At 37.2% G+C, this 25,155-nt stretch carries 21 protein-coding genes and 1 pseudogene; 9 read left to right on the top strand and 13 right to left on the bottom strand.

Annotation, left to right across the window (positions count from 1 at the left end; genetic code table 11):
* Positions 1–7: 7 nt before the first annotated feature.
* Positions 8–1,180, bottom strand: coding sequence for a M20 family metallopeptidase (locus tag KYI10_01990; GenBank protein QYA33234.1), 1,173 nt, complete (start codon positions 1,178–1,180; stop codon positions 8–10).
* Between the two features lie 147 nt (positions 1,181–1,327).
* On the opposite strand from KYI10_01990, the gene KYI10_01985 reads away from it, so the two are divergent.
* Positions 1,328–3,397 (top strand): RecQ family ATP-dependent DNA helicase, encoded by a 2,070-nt coding sequence (locus KYI10_01985; GenBank protein ID QYA33233.1) that lies wholly within the window; start codon positions 1,328–1,330, stop codon positions 3,395–3,397.
* Between the two features lie 8 nt (positions 3,398–3,405).
* Here KYI10_01985 and bioB read toward each other — a convergent pair whose 3' ends face one another.
* The 4 genes from bioB to KYI10_01965 form a co-directional block, all read right to left on the bottom strand.
* The gene (gene bioB / locus KYI10_01980) at positions 3,406–4,398 is read right to left on the bottom strand and encodes a biotin synthase BioB (GenBank protein QYA33232.1); all 993 of its coding nucleotides are present in this window, start codon (positions 4,396–4,398) and stop codon (positions 3,406–3,408) included.
* Between the two features lie 108 nt (positions 4,399–4,506).
* Entirely contained in the window at positions 4,507–5,544 is a 1,038-nt protein-coding gene (locus KYI10_01975) for an ABC transporter ATP-binding protein (GenBank protein ID QYA33231.1), read from the bottom strand.
* A 63-nt stretch (positions 5,545–5,607) separates the two neighbouring features.
* Entirely contained in the window at positions 5,608–6,966 is a 1,359-nt protein-coding gene (gene glpT / locus KYI10_01970) for a glycerol-3-phosphate transporter (protein ID QYA33230.1), read from the bottom strand.
* A 158-nt stretch (positions 6,967–7,124) separates the two neighbouring features.
* Positions 7,125–7,970 carry a CAP domain-containing protein gene (locus tag KYI10_01965; GenBank protein ID QYA33229.1) on the bottom strand — a complete coding sequence of 282 codons (846 nt, stop codon included), beginning with the start codon at positions 7,968–7,970 and terminating at the stop codon, positions 7,125–7,127.
* 209 nt (positions 7,971–8,179) lie between these two features.
* On the opposite strand from KYI10_01965, the gene KYI10_01960 reads away from it, so the two are divergent.
* Complete coding sequence (locus KYI10_01960) at positions 8,180–9,367, top strand: amidohydrolase (protein ID QYA33228.1); 1,188 nt, start codon at positions 8,180–8,182, stop codon at positions 9,365–9,367.
* Positions 9,368–9,634: 267 nt separating this feature from the next.
* On the opposite strand, the gene KYI10_01955 is transcribed toward KYI10_01960, so the two are convergent.
* The gene (locus tag KYI10_01955) at positions 9,635–10,957 is read right to left on the bottom strand and encodes an Nramp family divalent metal transporter (GenBank protein ID QYA33227.1); all 1,323 of its coding nucleotides are present in this window, start codon (positions 10,955–10,957) and stop codon (positions 9,635–9,637) included.
* A gap of 581 nt (positions 10,958–11,538) precedes the next feature.
* Between KYI10_01955 and KYI10_01950 the strand changes: the two genes are divergently transcribed.
* Positions 11,539–12,078: a hypothetical protein gene (locus tag KYI10_01950; GenBank protein ID QYA33226.2), complete on the top strand. Its 540-nt coding sequence runs from the start codon at positions 11,539–11,541 to the stop codon at positions 12,076–12,078.
* A gap of 678 nt (positions 12,079–12,756) precedes the next feature.
* Here the strand turns inward: KYI10_01950 and KYI10_01945 are convergent.
* Positions 12,757–13,008 (bottom strand): annotated as a pseudogene (locus KYI10_01945) (PfkB family carbohydrate kinase).
* A 174-nt stretch (positions 13,009–13,182) separates the two neighbouring features.
* Between KYI10_01945 and lqo the strand changes: the two are divergent.
* Positions 13,183–14,682, top strand: a complete 1,500-nt coding sequence (gene lqo, locus KYI10_01940) for an L-lactate dehydrogenase (quinone) (GenBank protein QYA33225.1) — start codon at positions 13,183–13,185, stop codon at positions 14,680–14,682.
* Between the two features lie 22 nt (positions 14,683–14,704).
* Entirely contained in the window at positions 14,705–14,806 is a 102-nt protein-coding gene (locus KYI10_12610; GenBank protein XBW67569.1) for an SE2200 family small protein, read from the top strand.
* A gap of 179 nt (positions 14,807–14,985) precedes the next feature.
* Here the strand turns inward: KYI10_12610 and KYI10_01935 are convergent, their stop codons facing one another.
* The 5 genes from KYI10_01935 to KYI10_01915 form a co-directional block, all read right to left on the bottom strand.
* Positions 14,986–15,165 carry a DUF1963 domain-containing protein gene (locus KYI10_01935; protein QYA33224.1) on the bottom strand — a complete coding sequence of 60 codons (180 nt, stop codon included), beginning with the start codon at positions 15,163–15,165 and terminating at the stop codon, positions 14,986–14,988.
* 431 nt (positions 15,166–15,596) lie between these two features.
* Positions 15,597–16,409: a class C sortase gene (locus KYI10_01930; GenBank protein ID QYA33223.1), complete on the bottom strand. Its 813-nt coding sequence runs from the start codon at positions 16,407–16,409 to the stop codon at positions 15,597–15,599.
* Positions 16,406–17,320: a class C sortase gene (locus KYI10_01925; GenBank protein QYA33222.2), complete on the bottom strand. Its 915-nt coding sequence runs from the start codon at positions 17,318–17,320 to the stop codon at positions 16,406–16,408. Before KYI10_01925 ends, KYI10_01930 begins: the two co-directional genes overlap by 4 nt.
* A gap of 14 nt (positions 17,321–17,334) precedes the next feature.
* A complete protein-coding gene (locus KYI10_01920; GenBank protein QYA33221.1) occupies positions 17,335–18,813 on the bottom strand; it encodes a SpaH/EbpB family LPXTG-anchored major pilin in 1,479 nt (492 codons plus the stop codon).
* A gap of 57 nt (positions 18,814–18,870) precedes the next feature.
* On the bottom strand, positions 18,871–22,224 hold the full coding sequence (locus KYI10_01915; protein ID QYA33220.1) for a SpaA isopeptide-forming pilin-related protein: 3,354 nt from the start codon (positions 22,222–22,224) through the stop codon (positions 18,871–18,873).
* A 461-nt stretch (positions 22,225–22,685) separates the two neighbouring features.
* Between KYI10_01915 and KYI10_01910 the strand changes: the two genes are divergently transcribed.
* The 4 genes from KYI10_01910 (at position 22,686) to KYI10_01895 (ending at position 23,740) form a co-directional block, all read left to right on the top strand.
* Entirely contained in the window at positions 22,686–22,907 is a 222-nt protein-coding gene (locus KYI10_01910) for a hypothetical protein (GenBank protein QYA33219.1), read from the top strand.
* Positions 22,908–22,996: 89 nt separating this feature from the next.
* The gene (locus KYI10_01905; protein QYA33218.1) at positions 22,997–23,236 is read left to right on the top strand and encodes a hypothetical protein; all 240 of its coding nucleotides are present in this window, start codon (positions 22,997–22,999) and stop codon (positions 23,234–23,236) included.
* Positions 23,237–23,416, top strand: a complete 180-nt coding sequence (locus KYI10_01900) for a hypothetical protein (GenBank protein ID QYA33217.1) — start codon at positions 23,237–23,239, stop codon at positions 23,414–23,416.
* Positions 23,417–23,557: 141 nt separating this feature from the next.
* Positions 23,558–23,740 (top strand): hypothetical protein, encoded by a 183-nt coding sequence (locus KYI10_01895; protein ID QYA33216.1) that lies wholly within the window; start codon positions 23,558–23,560, stop codon positions 23,738–23,740.
* Positions 23,741–24,243: 503 nt separating this feature from the next.
* On the opposite strand, the gene KYI10_01890 is transcribed toward KYI10_01895, so the two are convergent.
* Positions 24,244–25,152 (bottom strand): substrate-binding domain-containing protein, encoded by a 909-nt coding sequence (locus KYI10_01890; protein QYA33215.1) that lies wholly within the window; start codon positions 25,150–25,152, stop codon positions 24,244–24,246.
* Between the last annotated feature and the right edge of the window lie 3 nt (positions 25,153–25,155).

Below are 25,155 nucleotides of genomic sequence, written 5' to 3'. Positions count from 1 at the left end.
CACCTTTTTATTGATTTAAATAGTCTATGACGACCGTGCCAACTGCTTGAGCTGCAATCAGTAATGATCTTTCGTTGATATTAAATTTCGGATGATGATGCGGGTATATATGTCCATCTTCTGGGCTCGCCCCTGCATAAATAAATGATGAAGGTCTCTCCTTAGCATAATAGGCAAAATCCTCTGATGGGGGTTGTGGCTCGGTCAGTGCAACATCAAAGTCTAGATCTGCGCTTTGAAGTGTATCTGCAACGTACTGCGTAAATTCAGGATCGTTATAAAGGGCAGGATAGTCATCCTGATAATCAAGTTCACACTCTACGTCAAACATCACTTCTATCCCTTTAACAATGCGTCGAATCTCTGTTTCGATTACTTCTTTCGTCTGATCTGTCAGCGCTCTGACATCACCTTCTAATGATACGGTATCCTGTATGATGTTAAACTGCCCCTGCCCATCAAACGAACCTATCGTCACGACCCCTGCATCAAACGGACTAAGCCGTCTAGATACAATCGTTTGTGCACTCGTGACAAATATACTCGATGCAACAATTGCATCATTTGCCATATGCGGACTTGAACCGTGTCCCGCCCTTCCTTTAATCTTCAATCTAAAGAAAGCACGTCCAGTCTGAACATAACCAGGTCGATAATAGATGGTCCCTGTCTTCATCGTGCTCATGACATGTAAACCTAATACGTGATCCACGTCCTCTAAGACACCCTCTTGTATCATTGCCTTCGCTCCACCGGGCGGCACTTCTTCTGCAGGCTGATGGATGACCACTACTTTACCTTTAAACGTATCCTTCAGTTCTGCAAGTGTTTCAGCGAGGACGAGCATATATGCTGTATGTGCATCATGACCACATGCATGCATCACACCTTCGACCTTAGACGCATAGGGTAAGCCTGTTTCTTCCTGTATTGGCAACGCATCGAAATCTGCACGGATAGCTAATGTTTTGCCAGGATTCCCTGAATCAATCGTAACTTTAATCCCACGGGGTCCAATATTACGTTCGACTGAAACATCCAAATCTCTATAAAAATCTGCGATATAGTCAGATGTATTTTCTTCCTTAAAAGATAGTTCAGGATGTTCATGTAAATATCTGCGAATCTTAATCATCTTCTCTTCTTTTGCTTTCAGTCTGTCTAATAATCGTTTATGCATTATAATCCTCTCCTTATACATATTCTAAAATATATTACGTATGATATGTTGTAAGACGCAATAATCAAGCATATTGAACTGTATGCTTTTTATAAGCTGAGCGCATAGAAAAAGCATGTTATGATAATATCAAAGGGAGGTTCCATAATGAATATTGAAAGTCGCGCACTTCAGTTATTACAGACGTCATATGGCAACGTCGCTCAGTTCCGCGATGGGCAACTTGAAGCAATACAAGCAGTAGCAAATAAAAGAAAAGTGCTCGTCATACAGAAGACCGGTTGGGGAAAATCTATCGTTTACTTTATAGCTACAAAGCTATTAAGAGAAGACGGCAGTGGTCCAACGATCATTATCAGTCCACTGCTTGCATTGATGCACAACCAGATTGATGCAGCTGCAAAGCTCGGGTTGAATGTTGTAACAATCAACAGTAATAATCGCGATGAATGGGATAGCATCTATTCCAACCTCGATGCAGCAGATGCTATCATCGTCTCACCGGAGAAATTATCAGATCCACGTTTCATAGAAGCACTGACTGCAATCAATGATATCGAGCTGATTGTTGTGGATGAAGCACATTCTATCTCAGACTGGGGCCATGATTTCAGACCGGATTATCAACGTATCGTCAACTTACTCAAGACATTACCAGATTCTATCGCAGTATTAGGTACGACTGCTACAGCCAATGATCGTGTCATCGATGATATTAAAGATCAGCTCGGTGATGATTTAGCTGTCTTTCGCGGCAACTTAATGCGCGATAATATTTCTATTCAAATTAATCCGGTACAATCTAAAGTTGAGCGTCTTGCTTTTGTGACTGACGCATTACTGAATCACTCTTTCATAAGCAAGTCACAAGGCATCATCTACTGTCTCACAAAAAAAGAATGTGATTCAGTAGCCGAGTTCTTAAAACTGCATAATATCGACGCTGAAGCTTATTACTCCGGTATGCAGGATGAATTCGGTAATAACACAGAAGAAGCGGTACTCGCACGCTTTCATGAAGGTACGCTACGTGTCATCGTTGCCACAATTAAACTTGGCATGGGTTATGATAAATCAGACATCGGATTCGTAATGCACTTTCAACTGCCACAAAACTTAATATCGTATTACCAGCAAATCGGTCGTGCAGGCAGAAACGGAAAACCTGCCCTTGCTATCCTTCTGCATGGTGATGAAGATGAAGAAATTATCAAATCATTTATAGATTCATCTTACAAAGACCCAGAGCTATTGTCACAGATTCTCGATCTGCTGAGACAGTATCCGGAAGGCTTATCACGTAATGAGATACTCCCACACTTCAACTTGAATACGACAAAGCTTGCAGGTGTTCTAAAGTATCTCTATGTCCATGAATATATTGAGCTGCACAAAAGAAAGTATGTCATCAACGAACAAAATACATTTGATGCGACTGCAAATGCGAAGCTTCAGAACAAACTCAATGATACGCGCATGAATGAATTAAACAACCTCAAACGATTTATCAACTATGATGGCTGTTATATGAAATACATTGCCGAAGAACTTGATGCCCCAGACATTAAAGAAGTCTGTGGCATGTGTACTTATTGCAGAAATCGTATATTTGTCCCAATGACAAATGATAATCCATACCTTGAATCAGCGACGCAATATAAAAATAAGTTACATGGTGAAATAGCACCAAGAAAACGTACAGCTTATAACAAAAAGATTGAAGAACACTTACAGATGCAACCCGGATGGACATATACAACTGATGCATATTCTCCTATCGGCAGACGATTTATGCTAGAAAAAGAACACGATCAGGTTTCTGAAAAAACAGTAGCAACAGTCCGCCATTTCTTGAAAGATATGATATATCAGAATGAAATTGATGCGATTGTTCCCGTTCCAAGTTTAAGGAATCCAGGACTCGTCAAAACATTGGCCGAGCAGCTTGCTCAAAGTTTTAACATCGAATATATCGAAGCTGTGGAAAAGATACGTCCTGGCGCATCACAAAGAGATATGAAAAATTCTATGATGCAAGAACAAAATATTAAAGACACGATTCATATCGTCAATCATGAGCAACTCACAGGTAAGAACATACTGCTTATAGACGACATCGTAAATTCCAGATGGACGATGACCGTTGTTGCATCACAGCTTCTAGAAAGCGCTGATAAAGTCTATCCATTTGCGCTGATTAATAACGGTAGTGAATAAAGCAGCACTCAAATTTTGAGTGCTGCTTTATTTACTTCAGATTCATTTATATCAATCTCAAAACCTAGATCTTCTAGCATCTTATAATCGAGTTCATTCGGCTGTCCATTGGTAATCAGATAATCTCCTACAAAGATGGAGTTTGCTGCCTGCATCGCAAGGGGTTGTAATGTTCTTAAATTCACTTCTCTACCCCCAGCAATGCGGATTTCTTTCGACGGATTAATCAATCTGAACATCGATAATATTCTTAAACAGCGTTCTGGTGTTAAGTTATCTTCATTACCGAACTTCGTCCCCTTTACAGGATGAAGGAAGTTTACCGGGATACTATCTGCGTCTATCGCTCGAAGCGCTAATGCCATATCAATAATATCCTCATCTGTCTCACCCATCCCACATATTACACCTGAACATGGCGAGATGTTATTGGCTTTCATGATTTCAATGGTATCGACACGGTCTTGATATGTATGTGTCGTTACGACTTCGTCATGATAATTTTCACTCGTATTAATATTGTGATTATAACGATCTACGCCAGCCGATTTCAGCTTCTTTGCTTGTTCATCATTCGTCAGACCGAGACAAGCGCAAATCTTAAGCTGCGGATGTTCGTGTTTAATTGTTTCAACAGTATCTGCAATATGATCAACCTCTTTATCACTTGGCCCTCGCCCACTCATAACAATACAATAAGTGCCGATGTCATGTGTTGCACAGAAATCTGCACCTGATTTAATCTGTTCACTATCAACCAGTAAATATTTGTCTTTATTCTTCATCAGTTTCGATTGTCCGCAATAACCACAGTCTTCTGGACAAATCCCACTCTTCGCATTAAGAATCATATTCAGTTTCACCTTACGACCATAATAATATTTACGCACTTGATATGCTTCATGTAGTAAGTCATATGTATCTATATTATTATCGACAAATAACGATAATGCTTCTGCTTTTGAAATACTTTCTCCTTTAATAATACGTTGCGCTAACATAAAATCCCCCCTGTATACTTTTACAATATAACTGCACCATTATATTGTAAACTAATTTTTAAAATAAGTTAACAATCATTCAAAAAAAATAAACGGGCGATTGCCCGTTTATTTAATCACTACTCCACTTTCAGAATCGAAATATTGAACTTTCTTATCATTGATCGAGATGCGAATCTCATCACCAATCTCAAGCATCACCTGCTCTGAAAACTTAGCGATACATTGCGCGCCATTGACTATGAAGGTGACGACCGTCGTATCTCCTAACATCTCGCACGCCGTTACAGTAACGGGCGCCCCTAACGCATCACGTGTCACATCTTCGGGTCTGAACCCTACCTCTATCGCACCATCAGCAACCGGCATGTTAATTGGTAGATTGAAGTCACCGAACTGCACTATACCATCCACTACATCACCACGTACAATATTCATCGCAGGAGACCCTATAAAACTCGCAACGAACTTATTGTTTGGCTCATTATAAATTTCAAGCGGGGTGCCAATCTGCTGTACTTGCCCTTCATTCAAGACCATAATACGATCACTCATCGTCATCGCCTCAACCTGGTCATGCGTTACATAAATCATCGTCATACCGAGGCGCTGCTGTAACTGTCGTAACTCGACACGCATCTGGCCGCGCAGCTTGGCATCCAGGTTAGATAACGGTTCGTCCATTAAGCACAGCTTCGATTCACTGGCGATGGCACGCGCTAATGCCACACGCTGACACTGGCCACCAGAGAGTTCGCCGGGTTTCTTCTTCAAATAATCTTCTAACCCAACAAGCTTCGCCGCTTCTAACATCCTGTCATAACGCACCGCTTTAGGTACCTTACGATTCTCTAGCGTAAATAGAATATTCTTCTCAACCGTCATATGCGGATATAACGCATAGTTCTGAAACACCATCGACAATGAACGTGCTTTCGGATGCAGATGATTTGCAAGCTGTCCGTCAATATAGAGTTCACCCTCTGTGATATCCTCAAGACCCGCAATCATGTTTAGCAGCGTACTCTTCCCACAGCCACTCGGGCCGACAAGGACGAAGAACTCACCAAGCTGCACATCACATGAGATATCCTTGAGCACATAACCTTCTCTATAACGTTTACTGATATGTTCTAGCTTCAGCATTCTCCACACCTCCTTACCTGTATTATAAAAAAAATGCATAGAATACTCTATGCATTTTTTGTCCTATTTAATTACTTCTTGTCCACGCACGTTCCACGTGAAGGTAAAGCTTAATGTCGCAAGTACGGAGGCTCCGACCAATAGCATAAATCCTGCATCCCAGCCAAAGTTATCAACGATTACTCCCATCAGGATATTCGCCATCACCGCACCAGCCAGGTAACCGAACAATCCAGTAAGTCCTGCTGCTGTTCCTGCTGCTTTTTTCGGTACATAATCCAGTGCTTGTAAGCCAATCAGCATTACCGGTCCATAGATCAAGAACCCGATAGTAATCAGTGCAATATTATCGATCCACGGGTTGCCTGCAGGGTTCAGCCAGTAAACGATTACTGCGATCGTTACGCCGATCATAAAGATAAATCCTGCCGGACCACGGCGCCCTTTGAATACCTTATCTGATAACCAGCCACACAATAAGGTCCCCGGAATACCTGCCCATTCATATAAGAAGTAAGACCAGCTGGATTCGTTAAGCTGAAAACCTTTTTCTTCATTAAGATACGTCGGTGCCCAGTCTAATACACCATATCTTACGAAGTAGACAAAGATATTAGCGATTGCGATCATCCAGACCCACTTGTTATTCAGTACATATTTGAAGAGAATCTCTTTCGTCGTTAATTCTTCTTCCAATGTCTCATGTGCTTTATTCGGATAATCATCCTTATATACTTCAATCGGTGGTAATCCTTGTGATTGAGGTGTATCCTTCATGAAATAGAACGTTATTGCAGCGCATACTAAGGCAATCAGTGCCGGGAAGATAAACGCACCTTCAAAACCTTTTAGATAGCCGAAGTTGTATGTTGTAAACAGTGTGATACCAAATACAGCAAGCGGTGCCATCACTCCACCACCTACGTTATGTGCAACGTTCCATAGTGCTGTTTTACTCCCACGCTCAGATACACTGAACCAATGGACTAATGTTCTTCCAGCAGGCGGCCAGCCCATGCCCTGGAACCAACCATTTAAGAATAATAAGACAAACATAATGGCAATTGAGGAGGTAAAGAACGGAACAAAGCCAAGCAGTAAGTTGACGATTGCCGTCAGTACAAGACCAAGCACCATGAAGTTTCTGGCGTGGCTCCTGTCTGATACCGTTCCCATCACAAATTTACTAATACCGTATGCAATAGATACCGCCGATAACGCGAAACCGAGATCGGTCTTTGTGAATCCCTGTTCAATAAGTGCCGGCATCGCAAGCGAGAAATTCTTTCTTAATAGATAGTAAGCTGCATAGCCAATAAAGATTCCGATAAAGACCTGCAGACGTAACTTCTTGTACTCTGCGTCAACTTCTTTGCTGTCTAAAGGCTGTGCTTTAGGCGCAGGTTGTAAAAACTTTAACATAAATTTCCTCCTGTTTTCTATATTTACATTATCTTTACAATCTTAACAAACTAGACATAATTCGTAAAGAAAGCCTTTACAAAAAATTTAAGTTTAATATGAAAACAGATCCACTGATCATTCAGTGAATCTGTTTATCGTCAATCGTGGACTCGTATCTATTTGTATGTAAAGTTCTGATTCGCTACAAACTTCGAGAATGTACCATCGCCCTTTCCGAGCTTAACAGAAGAGGTAACACCCTTAAATTTAGGGTGCATCATACTTGCATAGTGGCTCGGACTCTTCTTCCATTGTTCAAAGCATACTTTAGCTAGATATCTTTCTGAAACCAGTGTATATGGATTGCCCATGTAGCTACTCAGCAGTGAGTTTTCTCCTGCGACCTGCTTACGAACATTCACCGGAAAGGCAGTGAGGTAGCGCTCTCCATTGAGTCGTACGTGTGCTACACCGTTAACCCTTATCTTGCCGTAGCTTGCAAGTTCATTCGCACGGACATCTACTCCGCTTTGCAATTGAGGACGATATTGCAGGGGACTCAATCCTTTTGTTTTTCTATCCTTGTTGATGAGTTTAATGATTTCATCATTAAATTTTCTTGTATTAAAGAACTCGTTATTATTAAATCCCTTAATCGCACGATAGTTTGCGCTAGTGCTCAATACAAACAATTGTCCATTCCTATTTACCCATACTTTATTCTCTAGTGTTTTATTACTCGCCTTCTGAAACTTATTATTGTCCCGTTCTTTATACATAGTCAGCAGATTCCCTTTTGCCGAGAGCGTTACTTTGGTCACTTTGTCACCAATATACGTTCTCTTCCCTACGCTATAGCCATGCCCCGCATCTAATGTGTCTGTATTAAAACGCCCGTCCTGATACTGTGGCGCTATTCCTTTGTTATCAATAGCTGCTGCATATGCCTGCTGGTCATCTATCACTCCAATAGATGAGAATAATAAACTTAATGTGAACGTTACTTTTAGAAGTTGCTTCATGGCTTGACCCCGTTTCTTATAATATCGAAAAGAAATTATGACACGATGCATACTATTTTGCTGTAACTTTTATCACACTTTATCTTAAAAAATGAAAATTATATTTCATTTTAATTTTATATTGTCAGCAGTAGATGCCGATATACTTCGCCCAGCAACATTTCATAACTTAAATCTGATATATTATAGAAAAATGAGGGGGATACAATATGACACTCAAAGACACATTATTCAAGAAACTAGATGAAAAGCAGGAGCGAATGATTGAAATCAGACGTTATTTGCATGCACATCCTGAATTATCATTCGAGGAACATGAAACTGCTGCATTTATCGAGAACTTCTATAAAGAAAAGGATGTCACAGTACATACTAATGTTGGTGGCGGCACTGCAGTCGTTGTTGATATCGAAAGTGGGAACCCAGGGAAGAACATCGGGTTACGCGCAGACTTTGATGCACTTCCGGTACATGAGGAAACGAACTTAGCATATAAATCAACACGTGACGGATTAATGCACGCTTGTGGTCATGATGCCCATACGGCGTACTTATTAACACTTGCCGATGCACTGATCGAACTAAAAGATGAATTATCAGGGACAATCCGCATCATCCATCAGCATGCTGAAGAGAAACCACCAGGTGGTGCAAGAGATATCGTAGCATCAGGCATCCTGGATAATCTCGATGAAATTTATGGCATCCATGTCTTTCCTTTCGTTGATCAAGGGAAGATTGAAATACATGAAGCAGAGACATATGCAGGTTCTTCAACCTTTGATATCGTCATTCAAGGCAAAGGCGGCCATGCTGCAATGCCTCAGAATACAAAGGATGCCATCGTTGCCGCTTCTTACTTTGTCACACAACTACAAACCGTCGTATCACGTTGTACAGACCCTAAAAATTCAGTCGTCGTAACCATCGGCGCATTCGAAGCACCAGGAACGCACAACGTCATACAAGGCAAAGTCGTATTAAAAGGAACGACACGATACTTGGACGAACCATCAAAAGACATAGCGTACGCAGCCATTAAAAGCCAAGTCGAAGGGCTGGAGAAAGCATTCGGTGTTACAGTTGACTTAGATTATCACTTTAACTACCCCGTACTCTATAACCACGTTGAACAAACACGTGCAGTTAGAGATATTCTTAAACAAAGTGAAGGCAGCTACTTTGATGAAGTCATTGAAGGAGATACACTGTCCGGATCAGAAGATTTTGCTTATTACTTAAAGCAAACACCAGGAACCTTCTACATCGTCGGTGCTAAACCTGAAGGAATAGCAGATCCATATCCAAACCATCATCCAAAGTTTGAAATTAATGAAGAGTCGATGATGATCTGTGCGAAGTCACTTGGGGAAGTAGTGCTCGGTAGGATGGAGTGATAGACAATAAAAAACACAAGAAATAATCTAGGTATTGAACATATCAATACCTAGGTTATTTCTTGTTTATATTAAATGATTCAATTTATGTTTAATATAAAATTATTACCAACTTCATTACTTTTATTAGATAATTAATACTCTGAAATTCATTGAGAAACTCATACTATCCACTACGCTCTAAATTTTAATTTGTAGTTTTTAACTAAGTATATTATATCCATTTTTAACAGTGCCATATTCAATTATATAATTTTTACATCATTATTATAAAAATTCTTTTACCGTCTCTACAATCAAATACATATTCAGTACGCTAAGGATTACTGTTAACAGCCAGGCGATGACATTCACCCATGTTTTATTGACGAACGCTTCTCCCATGATCTTTTTGTTGCTTGTTGCTAACGTTAACGGAATAATGCTGAATGGTAGCGCAAGACTTAAGAATACTTGTGTAAAAATCAGCAAATCTTCAATCTTTGTTGCACTTGAACCATACAACCACAAGCATAGGAAAACAGGAATTACAGCAATCATCCTTGTAATCAGTCGTCTTGCCCACTGCGGTATCTTTATGTTAAGGAACCCTTCCATAACTATCTGACCTGATAATGTTCCTGTAATTGTCGAGTTCTGACCCGAAGCTAACAATGCTATAGCGAATAATGTACTCATCAATGCGCCGCCTACTGCACCTGTGAATGTCGATGCCTTTAGCGCATTATATAGATCATAGAATCTGCCGAGTTCTTCTCCATTGCCATAGAATAACGAAGCCCCAAGTATCAATATAAGACAGTTGATTACAAAAGCAATCGTCAACTGAATATGTGAGTCGATCACTGCATACTTAATAGCCTCTTTCTTCTTAGCAACATTATCACGTATATAGTTCCGAGACTGCACGATAGATGAGTGCAGATAAAGGTTATGGGGCATGATGGTTGCACCGATGATTCCAAGAGCAAGATATAGCAGGTTACTGTTTGTAGCGATAGCTGTACTTGGCAGAAATCCTTCCAGCACGTCTCTCCATTCAGGTGAAGAAAAATATACTTCAAACATAAAGATAAATAAGACCGTGAACACTAAAACACCAACAATAGCTTCTATCTTCCTAAAACCCAGCTTGATGATGACAAGCAGCAGTAAGACATCTACAACAGTAATCGTTACTCCGATAACTAGAGGAATGTTGAACAGCAGATTTAAAGCAATGGCACTACCGATGATCTCCGCGATATCTGTAGCCATAATTGCAAGCTCTGTAACAACCCATGCAGCGATGGACACAGGCTTATTGCTCATATGCTTGGTAACCTGAGCGAGGTCCATACCACTAGCAATCCCAAGACGCGCGCACATACTTTGCAAGAGCATCGCTGACAGACTGGATAACAGTATGACAAAGAGCAGCGTATACCCAAACTGCGCACCCCCTGCCATTGATGTGATCCAGTTTCCTGGATCCATATAACCGACGGCTACCAACAGCCCTGGTCCCAGATACATAATCATTTTCTTGATGCCATGTGCCTCACTATCAAAAGACACCTTACCATTTATTTCTTCCAGACTTTTATTCATATTATCATCTCCTTATACAATAATATACCATAACTTTAGGTTAACCTAAAAAAATTTTTAAATAATAAAATATATTCTTTTATTCTCTGTCGTTACCCCATGCGTAATCTACACAACAATAAAACCCCGCGCTTCAATCGAAACGCGGGGACTGATATTATTCATATATGTAGTTTTGATTGGCTACAAACTTAGAGAAGGTACATCTCACTTGTATAGTGACTAGGACTCTTCTTCAGCTTGTTTTTCATTTACAATCACAAAACCATCGCATTACTGCTAATCAGGGCTGCTTGCTTTAAAATATCGTTTTCCATCTTTAATTGTTGAACTTCTTTGCACAATTTAATCGGCCTTTTTACTCATCTGACAAGTTATCTTGATGATTGAATAACCAGTAGTTTGATATTGCTTTATCTATTTCCCTAACGCTAAAGGTGTTAAATCGTACTCGCGTACAATTCATTCCTATTTTTACCATTTTCATATAGTATTACCATTGCCCTAGTCATTACCATCATAAGCAAGCTGGTTGAAGAATCTTCTTTGTAAATTCCCGTAATATCATATACACTGATAATATGAATTCAGTTACAAAGATGAGAAAAATGGATTACTTTCAAGCTAGAATTTCAATAGAAACTTCTGAATACTTCAGACTACTGAAAGAAAAATATGAAGAAGAAGCAAGTGCTAATATGACGCAAGCAATGGTTATCGCTAAAGCGATTGATGATGTTGCGGCAATCACGAACTGGGATAAGGTGATTCACGATAATTCTATCAAACTAAGATATATAGATAAGGAAGAACTGGAAACGAAAGAACTTCGCTTACGTGTTCAGCTGAGTGATCAACTTAAGAATACAATTAATAACTACAAACTACTATTGCCCGAATATACAAAAACGAGAAGCGTCTCAATTGGTATAACGCTTAAATTTATCTTCAAAGGCGCATTACTCAAGAGAATAAATCCTCACATTGCAGAAGATAAATTAAGTATCGACAGCAAGTTTGAAAAATATGAAAGTATCTTATTAGAATATGTTGCTCCAGCGAATAGAGATAAGTTTATCGCTTTATTATCAGATCTAAAGGTTGAAATAAAGAAACTGTAATTGCACTTGGCAATTACAGTTTTTATTTTTAACTCCCTTTTCTACTAATGAGATGAATCGCTACGTTTAATTCAATGTCTTCAAGTATTAAATCCTTTCGTTTGTCAAAATAAGGTAGACAATTTCTCACCTTCGATTTGATGATAAATTGATTCCATGAACGTGAGTTCATCCGTGTTAAGATGTTTACAGGCCATTCTGTACTAACTCCTTATGTTTTCTTTGGTCGGAAATACATATTGAGTTTAGCACAGAAGGCTTTTTTTGTTGTCTAGCTTAATTTTACAATCGATGCAATATAAGGGTGTAAAATCTAGTTAGCTAAGCACCCTAACCATTTAGTTAAAATGAATTGTGTCAGCACTTGAAGTCAAATTTCACTAGGAAAAGAATGTGTTTATACCCTAGATTCTTTAATTTTTTTCGTTTAAATAATCTAATGCGGTCTGTTTAAAGATTTCTATAAATTTTATGTATTTTTCTTGTTCAACATATTCATTAGTCTGATGTGCCAAAGATGGATTTCCAGGGCCGAACATCACGAACGGAAAGTTTTCATCCTTATCTTTAACCGGTTAAGATATTCATCCATACTAATTTACCTTCACCACTCTCTTCAATCAAGCATGTACGGTCTGATCATCGAGAACAAATACACACTCGTTTAACGTCCCTGTCTTATACATCTGTCATCACCGTTCTATAGGGCATACCGCCTTGTGCACCTAAGCCTGTTACAGAAATACTCGCCGCCTTATTTGCAAATAAGATCGCGTCATCAAGTGCCATCCCTTCACTTAATGCCACAGCAAGTGCACCGTTACATGTATCACCGGCGCCTGTTGTATCTACTACATCAGCTTTAATACCCGGCTCATTGACAAGCTGACCATTATAAAATACTGCACCTTTTTCTCCAAATGTTACAATAGCTCACTATCTCGTTAAAATTTTTATCGTTACTAATCACAAGGTATCTATACTACAATCATTAAGTACTAATTTTATGAAATAAAATTTATTTCTTTATTCCAAGCTAAGTATTTTAAATTTCAACATGATTGTACTATACTATCATTTATAAGCAATAGGAAGGAGATTCATATGAATAAACAAGAGTCAAAAACAGTTATTGTTATTGGCGCTGGGGTTTTAAGTACAACGTTTAGTTCTATGCTTAAAGAATTAGAACCAAGTTGGAATATAAAACTTTATGAACGTTTAGACCGCCCTGGTCTCGAAAGTTCAAATGAGCGTCATAACGCAGGAACAGGTCACGCTGCTTTATGTGAATTGAACTATACAGTGAAACAACCTGATGGATCAATCAACATTGAAACAGCAAAAGAAATTAATGAACAGTTTGAAATTTCAAAACAGTTTTGGGGACATTTAGTTAAAAGTAAAAATATTTCAGACCCTAAAGACTTCATTCAACCATTACCTCACATCAGTTTTGTTAGAGGTAAAAATAACGTCCAATTCTTAAAAGATCGTTATCATGTGATGAAAGAATCTCCAATGTTCGATAATATCGAATTTACAGAAGATATCGAAGAAATGAGAAAATGGATTCCATTAATGATGCAAGGTCACAGTCCAAGTGATATTATGGCCGCTAGTAAAATCAATGAAGGTACGGATGTGAACTTTGGAGAGCTAACACGTAAAATGGCTCAAAATATTGAACAGCACCCAAATGCAGATGTTCAGTACAATCACGAAGTTATCGATTTTAATCAAAGACAAGATGGCAAATGGGAAGTAAAAGTACGTCAACTTAATAGTGGTGGCGTTCAAACTGAAATTGCTGATTATGTATTTATCGGTGCTGGTGGCGGTGCAATCCCACTTTTACAAAAAACAGGTATTCCTGAAAGTAAAAATCTAGGCGGCTTCCCGATTACAGGTCAATTCTTAATTTGTACTAATCCAGACATCATCGCGCAACATGACGCGAAAGTCTATGGTAAAGAGCCACATGGGACACCACCAATGACTGTACCACACTTAGATACACGTTATATTGATGGTGAACGTACATTACTATTCGGTCCATTCGCAAGTATTGGCCCTAAATTCTTAAAAAATGGTTCTAATTTAGATTTATTTAAATCTGTTAAACCATATAATATTGCAACATTATTATCTTCTGCAGTTAAGAATTTACCTTTAATCAAGTATTCTATCGACCAAATCTTAATGACTAAAGAAGGTTGTATGAATCATTTACGTACATTCTACCCAGAAGCACGTGATGAAGATTGGGAATTATATACAGCAGGTAAACGTGTACAGGTCATTAAAGACACACCTGAATATGGTAAAGGATTTATTCAATTCGGTACAGAAGTTGTTAACTCTAAAGATCATACAGTGATTGCACTATTAGGAGAATCTCCAGGAGCATCAACTTCAGTTTCAGTCGCATTAGAAGTGCTTGAGAAAAACTTCCCTGAATATGAATCTGAATGGACACCTAAAATTAAAGAAATGATACCGTCATATGGTCAATCACTTATTGATGACACAGAATTGATGAAAAAAATTCGTCAACAAACATCAAAAGATTTAGAACTAAATTATTACCAAAATAATAAATAGCTAAAATAAAGGAATGGTGAGCTTGAAAAAATTATTAATCATAACAATTATTAGTGGTGCTGGTTTTTATGCCCTTAAGCGTTATCAAAAACAAGTAAACGCAATGCCAAACATAGAATATTAATATTAAAATATATTCTGTAAAACCAAACCTTTTAGTGATAAAAAAAGTTCACCTGTCTAGAGTGAACACAAAAGTCGAAACTTTTAGTTAAGTTACGTATTTTAAAGCAAGATTTCTATATATAGAAATCTTGCTTTTTAATTTGGTTAAACGAACCTCAGTATTCCTTATAATGTATCTCATGTATAAATGTACTTATCAAAATTCATTACCTTTAAATCTTCTGATTTCATTAGAATATTGCTGATACCATCATCGTGCCATGCAATTTCTACTCCTTCATCATCGTCTGTATCGATTTGAAGCACAAGTTGATGAATCGGCTGCTCTGGTAATAAAGTTTCAAATATCGCTTTCATAGCATCATCATATCCATGCGTCAGGCATTCTAGATAATCTCGACGAGGCCTATGGTATTCACTTCTCTCCTTTTGTAGACCAAGGGAAGATTGGAATTCATGAAGAAGAGACATATGCAGGTTCTTCAACCTTCGATATCGTCATTCAAGGCAAAGTCGTATTAAAAGGAACGACACGATACTTGGACGAACCATCAAAAGATATTGCATACGCAGCCATTAAAAACCAAGTCGAAGGGATGGAGAAATCCTTCGGTGGTAAAGTTAACTTAGATTATCACTTTAACTACCCGTACTCTATAACCACAATGAAAATAACCTACGTATCGAATATATCAATACGTAGGTTATCTTTCGTTAAAGATTTAAGGTGATACTTTATTTGATAAACTTTTTCTCCATCGATTAAAAATGCAGTCACTGTATTTATATTATTGATTCATAATCTTTTTTATAAAAGCTAGTGACAACAAGAGAATTACGACTATCACAAACCATGAATCCGAAAGCACTTTCAATCTTTCCATCAACGATTGCTCCTGAGAAAGTGGCTTTGTTTTAGGATGCTTTATCTTATTGCCATCCTTTGTTGTTCTCTCTGCATAGATTAATATTCTATCTGCTCCAGAAGGCGTACATGTTAATAACGTAATAATATCTTTTCCTTTAATAATCGATAATGCCTCTACCTGATCGGGACTGACTACCTTTCTGTCATATACTTTATAGTAAAGAGTTTCCTTGAAGTTATTGATAATAATCTTATCTCCATTATCAAGCTTATCGATATGTGTGAACCATTCATGATAGGGTGAGTAGCTGTGTGCTGCTAAGACACTATTAGTTGAACGCCCACCTACCGGAAAACTTGTGCCTATTACTCGAGATACTCCTCTATTTAAGTTCTCAGGAGTAGCTTGATCATATACTGGATAGTGAAGATTGAGTTTCGGAATTTTTATGGTTGCTATTGTATCATCTGTGGCATGTTGTTCATTATATTGATTGTTGGTTTGGACTTTAACTTTAGGTGTTTCAATATTTTGAGATAATAGCATATCACGGTTATAGGCTTCAAACTGTGCATATTTCACTTTCTGATGTGTATCGTTCACTTGAAACTGTCTATCCAATGCTTTTGATTGATAGGACATATCGTAATTGTAATAGACTTTTACAACCAAAGGATACAAACAGATAAGCAAACCTGCAATAAAGACAATAATTGCCGTCTTCTTGCTCATCGATCTACTTTTTTCTTTCTATATTTTTTGAAATATCGATAGAGCAGGTAGATTACAATAGATAATCCGATACCTATCAAATAATTCTTATAGACATATAAAAATTTATACCACCATGGTTCCTGAGTCGATTGATGGCCCGTCGCTTCAGGCACATATGGAACGCGATGGCCAGTCACTATCAGCCGATGTGAATTTACCATGTATGGTGTACATGTCAGTAGTGTTAATCTGTCTGTATCTTTTTTTATTTTCAAATCACTGAAATCGTCTGGCTTTATCACCTTGATACGTTCAACTTTGTAGGCTAGTATCCCTTGAATATTATGAACGTATATCATGTCCCCTATCTTCATTTTATCAAGATCGGTAAACAACTTTTTATCAGGCAGCCCTCTGTGTCCTGTGATGATACTATGGGTGTTCTTTCCACCTACAGGTAAGGAAGTATTCTCAAGATGTCCCAGTCCTTTTTGAAGCACTCTTTCCGTTGTTCCCGCAAATAAGGGGATATCCTGATGAATAGCAGGTATCTCAACATGACCTATTTTCTCATGTACTTCCAGCATCTTTGCATATTCACGTTGACCTTCTTGTTCTTGTGCTTTACTATAGGCGTCGTGTAAGGCTTCATTTCCTGTTAACGACTGATTATACGCTTTCGCCTTATCGATACGTGCTTTAATCTGCTGATCTGACAGCAGTTCAACTTCTTTATTGAAATCATTAACTTCGTTACTCGCTTCATAGTCGTAATATATCGCACTGATCATAGGATAGATCAATATGCCGAATCCAGCGAAGAATATCAAGCCGAATATCAAATTAGAGATTATATTTTTCTTTTTTTTCTTTTCGGATTTCAAAAAAATCGCCTTCCTTATCAAAAAAATGAGGTGGACAGTGTCCACCACATTTTACAAAGTTATGCTTGCTTTCTTCTAAAGAATACTAAAGCCAGCGCCATTAGTCCAACACCTATCACCGTGAAGATAACTGTACCGATTCCACCAGTGTTTGGTATTTCAGTTTTCTTATTGATGATTTCTTGTGCTGTTGCATCTGCTAATACTGTAGCTGATGGGTCAGCATGGTAAGATGTTGAGTTTACAGTAAATTCTGTAACTGGATTTGTTGGTAATGAGTAACCTTTAGGTGCTTTTACCTCTTTAATTTTATAAGTTGTTGCACCTGTATTATTAGTATTGTCATCACCATACGCTAATCCTTTGACTTCAAATTTACCATCTGCTGATGAGATAAATTTCGTCGCATCGTTTTCAGATTTCGTCCATGAAACTTTAAGGTTACCGTCTTGAACAAGGTAGTCTCCTGCACCATTCATGATAACAAATTCTGCTTCACCTAGATTAGTACCTTGACCATTTGTCTTAACAAATTTCTTTCCGCCAGCATAGACTTTCGGAATATCTGTATCAGGTACAGTAGGTGGTGGTGTGTCTGTACCAGGTTGAGTTGTGACACCGTGACCATTATCAAAGTTTAAAGTGGCATCATTACTGATAGGTAATCCCATAACCGCTGTGTCATTGATCATTGTTGGCACAAAGATTTCTAGTTTAGGATTTTCTACATTTAATTTACCTAGACCTGCTTTTGTAAAGCTTACTACTAATTTATTATTATTCTCAGTTGCTGTATAGTCGACTCCTGATGTAAGTGCGTTACCGTTAATCGTAACTTTTACTTTTTCCGTACCTTCAAATGTCAATCTTGAATCGATTGTATCAGTAACTTCAAACTTTTCATACTCTTCGATACCCTTTGGTACAGAAGGCTGAATAATCCAGTTGAATGATTCACCTACTGCAAATGATGCAGACTTTGTATCATCAGATTTAACATCCTTATCGATTGTCGGTAAGTCTTGTAATGTATTCTTCGGGAATACATGTAGATCATTAATGTAACCTGTTCCTGCTTCATTAGTGATCGGAAGCTCAAGTCCAAATGGTACTGCTTTAGCATCTTTAATTGCTGTTGATTTATCTTCGATGAACCAGTAGTAACCTTCTGCTAAATTTGGTACTTTAGTTGTTCCGTCTGCTGCTGTTTTCGGAGTTGTTCCTGTCGGTTCTGATAGTAAAGTACGTACTTTTTCTAACGTATCATAATTCTGAGGATTCGCTTTCAACTGCTTTAATTGTTCTGATGTTACTTTCCAGTAAGTAAATGAAATATTAGAAATCGGCTTTGATCCTGCAGGCGCAGTACCATTTACTAACTGATCATAAGTGGCTGTTGTTTCTTCAGAACCTGTTATTTTATGAATTGTTAAATCTGTTACTTTCCCTGTTGCTGCTGATGCTTTTACAGGTAATACTAATCCTAATACAAGTGTAACTATTAAAAATATTGACAAACGCTGTGTAAATTTAGACATAATTGCCTCCTGATATTTTATGTTTTTTTATAATAACCTGCTTACACAGGATAATTATTAAGGTTTCGATACTTGCTTTCTGCTCCACACGGCAATTACCATGATAAGTAGGCCTAATAAAGTGTAGAATATGGTTCCTGTTCCCCCTGTATTCGGTAAGATATCACTGTTGCTTTTGTTAGGAACTTTAACGATTACTTTTTCATCGTTTTTAACCGTAATATTAATAGGCTCACTATTTAACTGATAATTCTTTGGCGCTTGAACTTCTTTCAGTGTGTAGTTACCTAGAGGTAATGCTTTAAATAATACCTTTCCATCTGGTCCAGTCGTCAGTGTACCAATTAGGTCGCCTGCTGAATTTCTCAGTTCAAACTTTGCACCACGTAACAGTTCATTTTCATTACCAGTCTTATGTTTGATTACCTCTATTGAACCTAATAACTTTTTATTAATTATCTTAAATTTATTTGTATCGGTATAAAGTACATTATCTATTCTAATTTCACCGTTACTAGCAATAACGACAGTGTAAACTTTAGAATCTTTTATGAAGCCATTAGGTGCACTTTTTTCTGTCAGAGTATATCGTCCCTTTTTTAAGTTATCAAATTGAACTTGTCCACTAGAACTAGAAGTTCGGCTCAATATATTCCCACTGGCGTCTTTCAGTTCAAAAACTGCTCCTTGTAATGGTTTTTCATTATCATCCACCTTATTAAATACAAAGCTATAAGATGGACTTTTCGCTTTAGCTTCAGGAACTGGATACTCTCTTAAATTGATAGAGGTACTAGATGGTTTCAATGTTGTAGTACCATTCATTGGATACCACTGATTTTCCACAAAATTGTCGTCTGTTACTCTCAACTTAACTTTATAGTTAAGATTAACCCATTCACCTTTTCCTAAATTTAATCCATTCATCTTTAATGTCTTTGTGTTTGAATCATAATTAACCGTTACACTCTTTAATAGATCTGGGTTGGAGGCGGTTAACGTGTAGTCGGACTTATCCAATATATTGTCACTACCTAAATTGAGATCATACATAGGCCCCATCGGATCAGTTACAACGCCATTAGAGATACTATTCGATACACTTTGTGAAATCTTTGATAATGTTTTTGACAGTTCTGAAGCAGAGTCCTTTGTTATAAATGCATATTCCGGTCTTGATGCAATGTTATTGAGCACATTGTTCATATCATCTTCGGTTGCACCTCCGCTTGCTACGGTTGTATCTAATCCAATAGAGAAGATATCAAAATCTGGTCTTGAGTTTTTAATTAACTTCGCCTCTGAAATCGTCGGCTGACCATGATTGATAATATCATAACCATTTACAGTATAAGGATTGTGTGTACCATAATCTCTGAAATAACCATATAACTGAAAGTTCGTTCCATTTCCTTTAACATAGTCGCTAAACGATGTGATGTTCTCACTACCAGTAGCACGAGTCCCCAAGTAACTTAAAGTCGGTGCACCGTCTGTAAGTACAACCATCACTTTCTTTGAAGCCCTGGATGTACCAAGTTTATTGGAGCCACTTATTAAACCTTGCTGAGTAAATGTTCCACCCCCTTGACCACTTGGAACATAACTTGGGTAGAACTTAGATTTAATAACTGCAGGATCTCCTGAAAATCCTGAATTAATCTCGGGTCTCAATGCTGAAGCAAAGTTAACGACATCGATTCTTATTTTAGTATTAGCCGCTGTATTAGCCCGCGTTACCTCATCTATGAATTGGAATACATCATCTTTCATACTCTGCCAGCGTGTCTTTCCATTTCCTATAATAGTGCCCATACTTGCTGAATTATCAACCACAAGAACGATATCTACCGTTTCTTGTGTAACAGATGCACGGCCTTGTGTTTTTAAATCAATTGCATATTCATTTTCAGTTGAAGTCGGTTGTGCTTTTTTCCACTGAAATGATTCATTATATTCAACAGGCTGTGGAGTTCTATTGCGATACAGTCCTTTTTCATCCCAAGCCATGTTGCTGATTTGCCCTTTATATGTAGGATATGGATCGTCAGCTACTCCAGCTACATTGTTCATTGGTGCAAAGCCCAGTAAGTTGACGTTTGCAAGGCTGAATGTGCTAAGCAGCGGGATTTCTTTAGGTGCTGCATAGACTAACGATCTTTTCAATGAATTATTCGTAGTACTTTTATTTATATCTTGCTTTGCAGATATTTCATTTGCTTTATCCTCTGCCTTTGCTTTATCCTCTGCCTTTGCTTTATCCTCTACCTTTGGTCGTGCTGTAGGCTCGGCTGATGCTTCATCTTTCTCCGCTACTTTAACGTCTGCTTTAGGCTGGTCGTCTTGTTTTGTTTCTACACTATTCTCAGGATGAGTATCTGCTGATTTATCTTTAGTGACTTCAATATCAAATTTTGACGTTGTAGCCTTAAATCCTTCTGTGTCCTCTACTTTAATATCGTAATCGATTCCATTTCCTTGGTCATCGTTAAGCGGTAGGTTGTCTTTTGTATAACGAGATTGTGCTCCGTCTACCAGCACTTCATCTACGATTGATCCTGTTGCTTTATTGATAATCTTTATATTTAGCGGTTTGCCCGACTCGTTACGAACATCCCCTTCTATCTTTGCGGAAAGATACTGCAGTAAGATATCGTTTGACTTTACATCAACTTTGTAGTTGCCAGTTGCCTTAGGGCGCACTTCATACTCTATCAGCTGATTATCAATGTTAAATTTGTTGAGTTGATCAAATGTATATTCGAGATGATCAGGATTTACAACAGTACGGTCGACAACAGTCTGATGCTGCTTATCAATCAGTTCAACTTCTAGTGCCGGAGGTGTTACTTTATCAGGCACATCCTTATATTGAAGCTTTCCACTTAGTTGTGTTTTAACAAAGTAGATATCGCTTGCTGTAACGTGCTGATTTATGTCTGCTGATAACGACAACTTGTAATTTGACTGCTGATTATCTGTAATTACAGAAGAAAACTCAACATTTAATGGTTCCTCTAATGCTTTGATGCTCAGTAGAAATACTTTCTTTTGCGGATCTGGTTGCGTCACTGTTATCCCTTTAGCATTGAGCAAAGTATTTAATTCTACAAGATTGACATCATGCCCACCTTGCAGTTCCATTTTAATGACTACGTCCTTCAATCTTGAATTCGCTTCATTCGCCTTCAGATGCCACAGTACCTTATTATTACTTTCACCCTTCTGCTCCACATACAACATATTCGGATTACTAGTTTCAGGAACGCTATCATTATCTTGTGCTGAAGCAAAGCTCGGGCTCAAGCAGAAAGTAATTACAATTATAAGGCTCGTCAGCAAATTTAATAATTTGTTAATGCTCATCACCACTTTCTTATTCTTTTTATATTGTGCAATATTATCATGCAACTACAACCATTCTTTCAATCATTACCATAAAACATAGCGTAAGTTTTAACAAATTTTATTATATACATCATCCCAATATAATACTAGTCCTTTTTTATATTTTTACATTTTTTTCGCAAGCAATCAATATTATAAAAAATAAAGTCTTACACTATTTTATTGGAATCAAGTGAAATAGAGTGTAACCTATCTAATAATCATTCCTCTAATAAAGTTCAGCACCTAATCAGTACTGAGCTTATAATTATTTAGTAAGATGCGCTATAGCACGCCATGCCAGCTTGTATCTCAATTGGATATCAGTCAAAGATACTGATCAATATGGCATGACAAATGGTCGACAGCGCTGCTGCTATCGAGAGATTTACTGATGTAAATTCAAGGAAAAATGTATTGTTTTTATAATATTAACAACATATTATCGTAGCAATTGAAAAAACATTAATTTGGAGACGATTAAAATGAAAAAATTTGCGATAGCTTTTACTTCAGTATCATTATTATTAGGGGCATGTAATAATGCATCAAACGATAAAAATTCAACTGCATCAGTAATTAATCAAAATAGTGTACAAGAAATATTTCAAATAACTAAAGGTAAAGAAGGAACTAGACTTGAATTAAATATAGACCCTCGAGATAAATATTTGGTAATTATCTTAAAAATGGTCAGTTTAATGTAAACAGCATTAAGATAAATAGTGACGAAAATCTTATTGAAAAAAAGCTAGGGAAAGCTATAAGTGTTTCTACTGACAAAATTGATGAAAACATGGCAAATGAAATTGGTATAAAAGACTTTAATAAGTTTTCTGAGAAGTATAAAGATGTCTTAGAGGTTACATCCTATGAATATGATAATTTCGTAGTTAATGTCTCTCAGAAAAAGGTGCATTCTATTGATATTAATATTTTAAATATTAGCGAAGATATACAAAAAAAGATAGTAGCTAATAAAGATATAGCCGACCTAACTTATGACATCATGAAAATAAGAATGAATGAGTCTTAGATGAATGAAGATAATGAGAATGAAGATGAAGAGAATATTACATTGGTAGATGGTTTCAGTCATTATAATGTTCCAGATATATTATCAGAGTGCTTCGCTGAATCTATTAAGCGAAATACTTTTGAAATTGAAGGGTTCGGATTGTTAAAAGAAACGGACAAAGATCCATATAATGATTAAAAAACTAATACTGCTGAGAGTAAAGATGGGACTGCAGTATACGATAATTTTAGCTTTGAATTAAAGAATGGAACAGGTCCGAATATTGATGACAATAATTATCCGATTCATTCCATTACAATTGATGTAGAAGATCAAAATGTGAGTATCATCAATCTAAAAGGCCACTGGGCTGTACCTTTTGAAGAATATGAAAATACTCATAAAACGATATATGATAGCATTAAAACTAATAATTATCACGTTGAGGTGAACTATACAACAAATAAAGATATCGTAAACATTGAAATGGTTGAAATCATTAACGGAGATTATAAGCATTAATATGACATGTACTTGATAGAAGAACAAATTTAATATTGATTTAATACTTTCATTTGTCAAAATAAGCTAGACAATTTCTCACCTTCGATTTGATCATAATATGTTTCTATGAACGTGAGTTCATCCGTGTTAAGATGTTTTATAGGCCATTCTGTACTAACTCCTTATGTTTTCTTTGGTCGGAAATACATATTGAGTTTAGCATAGAAGGCTTTTTTGTTGTCTAGCTTAATTTTACAATCGACGTACTTATAAGAAGGATTAATCATGAAAAGCTGAAGTATGATTTATCAAATTTCTTTGCAAAAAGAGTATGATGTTTTAAATGAAAGAAATTTTTTTATTCTCTTATTGTTTTAGAAATTTTATGTGATTAGAAATAGCGGATACATTTATAGAAAATGATTAATAACTCATAAAATATAAATTTTAAAATCTTAAATTATATACCTTAATCTTCAAAAAGACCTGCAAATTTATATTTTGCAGGTCTTTTTCCTTCTTTATTGTTCCACAAGTTTCAGTGGTACTTTTACTTCTGATTTAATTTTCTTTCCATCTTTTAAATCTAATATTGCTTTAACTGCATCTTCACCCATCAATGCGGGTTGTTGTGCAATGGTTGCATCTAGTTTTTTATTTTTGATAGATTTCATCGCATCGTCATTGCCATCGAAGCCAACGACGAGTATGTCTTTTGTACCAATTGCCTCAATCGCACCTAGTGCCATTTCATCATTATGGGCAAATATTGCTTTAATGTCAGGGTGTGACTGGATCATATTTTGAGTGACATTCAAACCTTCTGCTCTATTGAATTTAGCCGTTTGTTTTGATGCTACTGTTAATTGTTTGTCAGCAACAATATGGAATCCCTTTCCTCTTTCACGCGTTGCACTGGCACCAGGCACGCCTTCAAGTTCGCCGACACTTGCTTTTTCTCCTACTTGTTTAACGATATATTCCCCTGCCATCTTACCCCCTGCGACGTTATCAGATGCTATAAACTGCGTTACTTTTCCTTGTTCAACGGATCTGTCTAACGTAATTACAGGGATATCTTGAGCGTTTGCATTTTGAACTGCTGAAGAGATGGCTGCTGAGTCAGTTGGATTAATGATTAAATAGTCTACCTGCTGCTGAATCAAGTCATCGATATCGTTGGATTGTTTCGCTGAATCATCTTGCGCATCGACTACCTTGATTTTGAAGTTATTGTTCTTGGCTTCTTTTTGGATCGCTTCTTTAATGGAGACGAAGAACGGATTATTCAATGTTGATAAACTTACGCCAATCGTAATATCTTTGTTTGATTTATTTGCTTTATCTTCTTTTAGATATGCTGGTGGTTCTAGGCTGCATGCTGATAAAGTTAACAGAGCGATCAGTAATAATGGTAATATCCTTTTCATTGC

Origin of the sequence: Macrococcus sp. 19Msa1099, assembly GCA_019357535.2 — a bacterium.
GTDB classification, from domain to species: Bacteria; Bacillota; Bacilli; order Staphylococcales; family Staphylococcaceae; genus Macrococcoides; species Macrococcoides psychrotolerans.
The sequence above is the reverse complement of the archived record's forward strand: the minus strand, read 5'-3'. Positions and strand labels throughout refer to the sequence as shown.